Annotated in this window: 5 protein-coding genes; all 5 read right to left on the bottom strand. The window is 62.0% G+C overall.

Annotated elements, in window-relative coordinates:
• The coding region (gene bchL, locus ABWP50_RS06415; protein WP_353217163.1) for a ferredoxin:protochlorophyllide reductase (ATP-dependent) iron-sulfur ATP-binding protein at window positions 1–794 on the bottom strand (794 nt) is incomplete at its 3' end.
• A gap of 13 nt (window positions 795–807) precedes the next feature.
• Window positions 808–4,515: a magnesium chelatase subunit H gene (locus tag ABWP50_RS06410; protein ID WP_353217162.1), complete on the bottom strand. Its 3,708-nt coding sequence runs from the start codon at window positions 4,513–4,515 to the stop codon at window positions 808–810.
• Window positions 4,505–6,094, bottom strand: a complete 1,590-nt coding sequence (gene bchB, locus ABWP50_RS06405; protein ID WP_353217161.1) for a ferredoxin:protochlorophyllide reductase (ATP-dependent) subunit B — start codon at window positions 6,092–6,094, stop codon at window positions 4,505–4,507. Before bchB ends, ABWP50_RS06410 begins: the two co-directional genes overlap by 11 nt.
• Before the next feature lie 3 nt (window positions 6,095–6,097).
• Complete coding sequence (locus tag ABWP50_RS06400) at window positions 6,098–7,378, bottom strand: ferredoxin:protochlorophyllide reductase (ATP-dependent) subunit N (protein ID WP_353217160.1); 1,281 nt, start codon at window positions 7,376–7,378, stop codon at window positions 6,098–6,100.
• Window positions 7,375–7,929 carry a 2-vinyl bacteriochlorophyllide hydratase gene (bchF, locus tag ABWP50_RS06395; protein ID WP_353217159.1) on the bottom strand — a complete coding sequence of 185 codons (555 nt, stop codon included), beginning with the start codon at window positions 7,927–7,929 and terminating at the stop codon, window positions 7,375–7,377. The genes ABWP50_RS06400 and bchF overlap by 4 nt, the downstream gene beginning before the upstream one ends.
• Between the last annotated feature and the right edge of the window lie 446 nt (window positions 7,930–8,375).

Here is an 8,375-nt window from a genome sequence, read left to right as displayed (position 1 = left end):
TCATTTTGCGCGGCAATGATTTCGGGCGTTTCGTCCATTTCGAAGATGGTGCATTTTTTCAGGCGCGACCGCCGAATGGCATCGAGATCGGGCAGATGCGCCAGCCGGTTAATCCCCGTCGCGCCGCAAAACCGATCAATTTCATCGGTGCCTGCCGAACGATTGGCGATGCAGCCTGCCAGCCGCACGTCGTAATTCTTCGCTTTGGCCTGGATGGCCGCCATGATGCGATTCATTGCAAAAATCGAATCGAAGTCATTGGCTGTAACCACAATTGCCCGGTCAGCATGTTGCAACGGCGCCGCGAAGCCGCCGCACACCACATCGCCCAGCACATCGAAAATCACCACATCCGTATCTTCGAGGAGATGGTGCTGCTTGAGCAGCTTGACGGTCTGCCCCACGACATAGCCGCCGCAGCCGGTGCCAGCCGGCGGACCGCCGGCTTCCACGCACATCACGCCATTGAAGCCCTGGAACATATAGTCATCGGGCCGCAATTCCTCGTGGTGGAAATCATGCTGTTCCAGCACGTCGATCACGGTGGGCATCAATTTCTTGGTCAGCGTGAAGGTGCTGTCATGCTTGGGATCGCAACCGATCTGCAGCACGCGCTGGCCGAGCAAGGAGAAAGCCGCGGACAGATTGGACGATGTTGTCGATTTGCCGATGCCGCCCTTGCCATAAACCGCAAACACCTTGGCGCCTTCGATCTTCTGGCTGGGATCGAGCGTGACTTGCACGCTGCCTTCGCCATCACCAGTTCCAGTGCGATTTTTCAGGATCGTTGCCATCTCTTGATACTCCCTAAGCCGCCAAGGAACCGGCGGCAGGCCCTGATGCGGCCACGCCTTCAAGTTGATCTTCGATTGCATCGCTGGCAGCGTAAAGCGCCGCCAGCGTTGCAGCATCCGGCTGCCAATAATTGCGATCCGCCGCTTCGATGAGACGGCTCGCAATCTTGGCAGCAGCGCGCGGGTTCATCTCGGCAATGCGCGCCCGCATCGCATCATCGAGCAGATAGGTTTCGCTGATCCGGCTATACACCCATGGGTCAACCTGACCAGTGGTGGCCGACCAGCCCATGGTGGTGGTCACCGCCGCTTCAACCTGGCGCACACCTTCATAGCCATGCTTCAGCTGCGCCTCGATCCACACCGGATTGAGCGTGCGGGTACGGGTTTCCAGCGCGACCTGTTCCTGCAAGCTGCGCACTTTGCCGCTGCCCTGCGTCTGGTCGCCAATATACACCGGCGCCGATTCGCCGCCCTTGGCGCGCGTGACGGCGCGGCTGATGCCGCCCAGCGTATCGACATATTGATCGATGGTGGTGATGCCCAGCTCGACGCTTTCGAGGTTCTGATAGGCGCAATCGACGGTCTTCAAGGCGCTGGCGAGCAGGCCGGGCTGGCGCTTGGGCTTGCCGTCCACACCATAGGCATAACCCTTCTGCTTTTCGTAGCAGTCAGCCAGCTCGTTGGGATCGCTCCACCCGGCCGAATCGATCAGCAGATTGACGTTGGCCCCATAAGCGCCCTCGGCGTTCGAATACACGCGCAGCGACGCCGTGGCCATGTCGCAGCCATGTTCTTCCAGATACGATAGGCTGTGCTTGCGAATGAAGTTCTGATGCGCCGGCTCATCGGCTTCGGAGGCCAGCAGCGCTGCTTCGGCCATCATCTTGGTTTGCAGCGGCAACAAATCGCGGAACACGCCCGACATGGTGATCAGCACATCGATACGCGGCCGGCCCAGCTGCTCAAGCGGGATCAGCTCGGCGCCCGCCAGGCGATTGTAACTGTCAAAGCGCGGCTTGGCGCCCATCAGCGCCATCGCCTGCGCCACCTGCGCGCCTTCGCTTTTCAAATTGTCGGTTCCCCACAGCACCATGGCGATGGTTTCGGGCAATTTGCCGGCATCTTCCAGCGCGCGGTCGAGGATACGCTGCGCCTGCGCACTGCCATCCTTGCAGGCAAAGGCTGACGGCAGCCGGAACGGATCAAAACCGTGGATGTTGCGGCCCGTCGGCAGGATTTCCGGATCGCGCAGGATATCACCGCCGGCCACCGGCGGCACATAACGGCCATCCAATGCGCGGATCAACCCGTCCATCTCGTGGTTGACCGACAGCGCGGCGTTCAGGCTGGCCAGTTCCCGCAGCAGAGGCGTGTTGGGCACGATGCGGCCATGGATCAGCTTTTCGATCGTGTCCCGGTCGATGGCCTCGCCGCGCGCCTGCGCGCTGGCCGACAGCATATCGATGCGAGCAGTCTCGCTCTCGGCTGCGCCAAACACGTGCAGGCCCTGTGGGATCAATTCCTGTTCGATTTCGTATAATTTGGCCGCCAGTTTCGACACATCGCTGCCATCCAGATCCATGGCGGCCGCTTGCTCGGCAATGATTTCTTCCAGGCCCGGCAAATCTGAACTGCCCGGTTCGGTGGCGCGCCAGCGATCAACGCTCGCCTTGATATCCGAAAGCCCCTTGTAGAGCCCAGAATTGGTCAAGGCCGGCGTGAGATAGGACACCAGAGTGGCACCCGAACGCCGCTTGGCAAGCACGCCTTCGGATGGGTTGTTGGCGGCATAAAGATAGATGTTGGGCAGATCCTGAATGATCCGTTCCGGCCAGCAACTCATGGTCATGCCGGTCTGTTTGCCGGGCATGAACTCCAGGCTGCCGTGCGTGCCCCAGTGGATCACGGCGTGCGCGCCGAAATCATTCCGTATCCAGCGGTAAAACGCCATGAAGGCATGCGTGGGCGCAAAGCGGCCGTCAAACAGCAGCCGCATCGGATCGGATTCATAACCATTGGCCGGTTGTATGCCGACAAAGACATTGCCGAATTGCGCGCCAGTAATCAGCACATTGCGGCCATCGGATTGAAACTTGCCGGGCGCTGGGCCCCATTCCTTTTCGATTTCGGCCAGATAGGGCTCAGTTGCCACGATGGTTTCTGCGGGCACAAAGGCGTGCACATTGGCTTCCTGGCCATATTGCATGGCATTGCCGTCCAGCACGCGGCGGCGCACCGCTTCGGCATCGGCCGGCACTTCGACATCATAGCCATCGGCCCGCAGCCGCTCGAGGCTGCGATGCAGCGATTCGAACACACTGAGAAATTGTGCGGTGCCGGCTGCACCGCCGTTGGGCGGGAAGTTGAAAAGCACCACCGCCAGCTTGCGTGTCCGGTTGGCGGCGCGGCGCAGTTGCACCAGCTTCAGCAGCTTGTCGGCCATCGCTTCGGCGCGTTCCGGGCAGCTTTGCATGGCGCGCACGCCATCGGATGGCGACCAGACGCAACCGCGCGAGCAGCCAGTACACGCCTCGCCGCTGGCATCGCTGCGCCCGCCGAACACCATGGGCTGGGTGCCGCCATCCAATTCGGGAATGGCGATCATGATAGTGGCTTCCAGCGGCAACAGGCCCTGGCGGTTGCTGCCCCACTGCTGCAACGTCTGGAACTCAACGGGGTGGGCCGAGATATAAGGCCGGTCCAGCTTGGTGAGAATGGCTTCAGCGGCCTTGGCGTCGCTGTAGGCCGGGCCGCCGACCAGGCTGAAACCGGTCAGGTTGATCACGGCATCAACGGTGGCCTGGCCATCCTTCATCATCAGTGCTTCGATCGCGGGACGCTGATCGAGGCCGCCGGCAAAGGCTGGGATCACGTTCAGGCCCTTGGCCTCCAGCGCGCGGATGGCGCCGTCATAATGATTGGCATCCTTGCCCAGCACATAGGAGCGCAGCATCAGCACGCCGACCGTGCCCACGGCATCCTTGCGGTGCGGCAGATCCGCCAGCCGCTCCGACATGCGGTGCGGCAAATCCGGGTGATACACGCCAATTTCGGGGTATTCCTGCGGGGCTTCCACCTTGGTGCGGCCGCGCAGCGCCTTGCGCGGGCCAGCGGCGTAGCGATCGACCAGCGCCGAAATCATCTGGAAGGCGTTGTCGTCACTGCCCGCCAGCCAATATTGCAGGGTGAGGAAATAGGCGCGCACATCCTGCGCCGTGCCGGGCACGAATTTCAACAGCTTGGGGAGGCGCCGCAGCACGGCCAATTGCGCTGCGCCACTGTTCGGCGCGCCGGTCTTGGAGGTGCCGCGCAATTTCTTCAGCCAACCCAGCGGGCCTTTTGGCGGCGCGTCCATGCGGTAATCGCCCATCCGGGTCATCTTCACGACATCGGATTGGCTCATCAGGCAGACCATCGCATCGCAGGCTTCGCGGCGCGCTGTCAGCGCATCCTTGATCATGCGAATCTGGTCATCCAGAAACAACATGGTCACCACCACGATATCGGCCCGGGCAATGTCGGCGCGCGTGGCATCCAGCATGCCCGGCTTGTCCCAATCGGCGGCGGCGTGGAAACCGATCGATACCGGCAGGCCCGCCGACACAAACCGCTGCCGCGCCCGGTCGATCGAGCCCGAGAGGTGATTGTCCAGCGTGACGATCACGACATGGCAATGATCAGGCCGGTCCTGCCGGGATGGCGGGGTATCAGCGCGCATAATGGGATTTTGCCTCGTATAACGTGTCGCGGGTGATGACCGCCTGGCCATGTTCCGCGGCGTAGCGTTCGGTATTGCGGCGAGCCTTGCCGCGCACAAAGAACGGGATCTTGCCCAGTTCGGCAAGCGCTTCGGCGGTCCAGCCGTCAGCCTGCGCCGCCGCTTCGGTGCCCGCCGCAATTTGAACATCGGCAGTCCCGGCCCCATCGTGGGTGCCGGGCGCGAGGGCAGCAGCAGCAGCGGGGGCATGGCCGAGGTGGCTGGCCCCGGCTGCATCGGAAAACTCGAAATCGTCGCGGAACATGGTGAGCAAATGCTCTTCGAGGCCCATCACCAGCGGATGCACCCAGGTATCAAACAGCACGTTGGCGCCTTCAAAGCCCATTTGCGGGCTGTGGCGCGCCGGGAAATCCTGCACATGCACCGGGGCCGAAATCACCGCGCATGGCAGGCGCAGCCGCTTGGCGATGTGGCGTTCCATCTGCGTGCCCAGCACCAGTTCCGGCGCGGCGGCTTCGATGGCTTCTTCAACCAGCAGATAATCATCGGTGATCAGTGGCTCGATGCCGTATTTTTCCGCCGCCGCGCGCACTTCGCGGGCAAATTCGCGGTTGTAACAGCCGAGACCAACCACCTTGAAACCAAGCTCTTCGGATGCAACCCGTGCCGCCGCCACGGCATGGGTGCCATCGCCAAAGATGAACACGCGCTTGCCCGTCAGGTACGTCGAGTCGATCGAACGTGACCACCAGCCCAGCCGGCCCTGATCCAGATCCGCCGGCGCTGCAATCCCCGCCGCTGCACATACCTCGGCCACAAATTCGCGGGTGGCATTCAGCCCAATCGGAACGGTGCGCACCGTTTTCTGCCGGAATGTCCGTTCCAGCCAGCCGCAGGCTTGCGCCGCGATTTCCGGATACAGGCAGATGTTGAAATCCGCTTCGCCGATGCCGGTGATATCCGCCGGAGTCGCGCCCAATGGTGCCACCAGCCGCACATCGATGCCCAGTTGCCCCAGCAGCCGCGTGATTTCCGCCACGTCATCGCGGTGCCGGAAACCAAGCGCCGTTGGCCCCAGCAGATTGGCCAGCGGCCGGCGCGGGCCATTTTCATTCACCGCCGCCGGCGGCCGCCGATCCTTGTCCGCCAGCGCGCGCACGATCTGATAGAATGTTTCGGATGCGCCCCAGTTTTCCTTGCGGCTGTAGCTCGGCAGCTCCAGCGGGATCACCGGGCAAGGCAGCCCCATGGTGGACGCCAGGCCGGCCGGATCATCCTGGATCAATTCGGCCGTGCAACTGGCGCCCACGATCATCGCCTGCGGCGCAAACCGGGCATAGGCATCGCGCGCTGCTGTCTTGAACAATTCAGCAGTGTCACCGCCCAGATCGCGGGCCTGAAAACTGGTGTAGCTCACTGGCGGACGATGATCACGCCGTTCAATCATGGTGAACAGCAGATCGGCATAGGTATCGCCCTGCGGCGCGTGCAGCACATAGTGCAACTGCTTCATGCCAGTCGCGACCCGCATGGCTCCGACATGCGGCGGGCCTTCATAGGTCCAGACGGTCAGCTGCATGCGCTAAACCCTCAACACATCGCGGCGGTGCAATGGCCGCGCAAACAATTCAGCAAGATCACCGGCCTGATCATAGCCATGGATCGGCGAAAACACGAGTTCGATCGCCCATTTGGTAGTGAGGCCTTCGCGTTCCAGCGGATTGGCCAGACCAAGCCCGCAGACCGTCAGATCGGGGCGCGCAGCCCGCACCCGATCAAGCTGTTTTTCAACATCCTGGCCTTCGGACAAGCGCGTACCGGGCGGTAGCGCGGCCAATTCGTCGATCAGATGACCCTTGTGCAGATAGGGCGTGCCCACTTCAACCAGCGTCATGCCCAGTTCACCAGCCAGGAAGCGCGCCAACGGCACTTCGAGCTGGCTGTCCGGCATGAAGAAAATGCTGCGGCCAGCCAATCGCTCCCGGTACAGCGCCAGGCCTTTGCGGGCACGTTCGCGCGGCATGGCGATCACCTGCTCAAAGCGCGCGGGCGGCACGGCAAAGGCTTGCGCTGCGGCATGCAGCCAGGCTGTGGTGCCTTCGGCGCCGAACGGAAACAGCGCGGGCAGGTGCACAGCGCCGCGCTTGTCGAGCGCTGTGCCGGTGTCAGCCAGAAACGGCTGCGCCAGCAAATAGCGGGTGCCGGGGCCGACCGCCGGCATCTCAGCGGCGCGCCGCGCTGGCAGCGAAACGATTCTGGGGATGCCCAGATCGGCCAGCAACCGCGTCAGTTGATCCTCGACGATGTCTGGCAGGCTGCCAACGATCATCAACTGCTCAGCATCGCTGAACGGCAGATCGGGCACCAGCGCCGCCAGGCAAGCATCCTCGCCTTGCGTGAACGTGGTTTCAATGCCGCTGCCGCTGTAGTTGAGCACATGCACGCGCGGCATGAATCGACTGTTGAGCCGCTGCGCAGCAAGGCTCAAATCGAGCTTGATCACTTCGGATGGGCACGACCCCACCAGAAACAACATCCGGATATCCGGCCGGCGCGCCAGCAGGCGCGTCACCACCCGGTCAAGTTCCTCATTGGCATCGGCAAGGCCAGCAAGATCCTTTTCCTCGATTATTGCCGTGCCAAACCGCGGTTCGGCGAACACCATCACACCGGCTGCCGATTGCAGCAGATGTGCGCAGGTGCGGCTGCCGACCACCAGAAAAAACGCATCCTGAATTTTTCGGTGCAACCAGATGATCCCGGTCAACCCGCAAAACACCTCGCGCTGGCCGCGTTCGCGCAAAACGCCATCGATGCCTACCGGCGGGGCATCGCAGCCCGGCACAGGGCCCACCGCGTTCATGCGGCGTGCGCCAGTTGCGGGGCGGGCCGCTCGCGAGCGGCCTGCGCGTCTGGCTGCTGACCCGCAGGCGCTGACAATCGCGCCTGCCGCAATTTCCATACAAATTGCGCCGCATTGATCACATAGGCGGCATAGGCCGCCAGCGCTGTTGCAAACAACACACCATCATCTGCAATGCCAGTGAACAATCCAAACAAATACAACGAGTGCAGCACGATCACCAACATTGAAAACACATCTTCCCAGAAAAAGCTTTCGTGAAACAAATACTGTCCGAACACGACCTTTTCCCAGATCGCGCCTGTAATCATGATCGTGTATAACGCCAATGTCTTCACCACGATTGACCATATGGCCCAATCGTGATTTGCGCCGGTGTTCAGATAACTCAGCACCAGATAAAGGCTGATGCCAAAGATCAGGAATTGCACAGGTGCCAGCAGGCCCTGCACCATGGTCCATTTCGTGCCATCGCGGCGCACGCGCTCCTCGGGCGTATACAGCGGCCGCGATGCCGATGATGACGCCGATGTAGACGGTGACGCGGACAAGCCCTCAACCCCTCAAAACCTTGGCTTAAAACCCTATCACCCGTCCCCTGCCTGTCAACCGAGATAACGGCTTCCCTGTCAGGCCAACGTGTCAGAAATCTCTGTCCAGCTCACTTGACGAGCCGCTGCGAAACTGTGCGACAAAGGGAAGCATTACAACGCAGTAACCTCGGTTGCCCCCTTGGACAAACAGCAGAAATTGGCTGTGCGCAGGGAGTTGCTTCGCACGGCACATTGGCTTAGCCTGTGGCAGCCTGTCGCACCCGCCCTGTTCTGCCGGATCGCAAGGACGCGGTGCGGCCTTATCGGGCAGGCAAGACAAAGCAGGGGGCCGAGGCAGCGAGCCGGAGCAAGATGGGAATGGATGCAAGAAGCTTCGGCAGCCTCCAGCCAGCGCCTGATGGCGGCAACGCCGATCTGGCCGCTGCGACCACCGCTGTGACCAC

It is taken from the genome of Sandarakinorhabdus sp., assembly GCF_040398645.1.
Taxonomy (GTDB): domain Bacteria; phylum Pseudomonadota; class Alphaproteobacteria; order Sphingomonadales; family Sphingomonadaceae; genus Sandarakinorhabdus.
Note: the sequence above shows the minus strand (reverse complement) of the source record. Positions and strands in the feature narration are given on the sequence as shown.

What these genes read in the sequence shown, in the direction of transcription:
- ABWP50_RS06410 (WP_353217162.1), bottom strand. Translation starts at nt 4,515, where the DNA reads ATGCGCGCTGATACCCCGCCATCCCGGCAGGACCGGCCTGATCATTGC.
- bchB (WP_353217161.1), bottom strand. Translation starts at nt 6,094, where the DNA reads ATGCAGCTGACCGTCTGGACCTATGAAGGCCCGCCGCATGTCGGAGCC.
- ABWP50_RS06400 (WP_353217160.1), bottom strand. Translation starts at nt 7,378, where the DNA reads ATGAACGCGGTGGGCCCTGTGCCGGGCTGCGATGCCCCGCCGGTAGGC.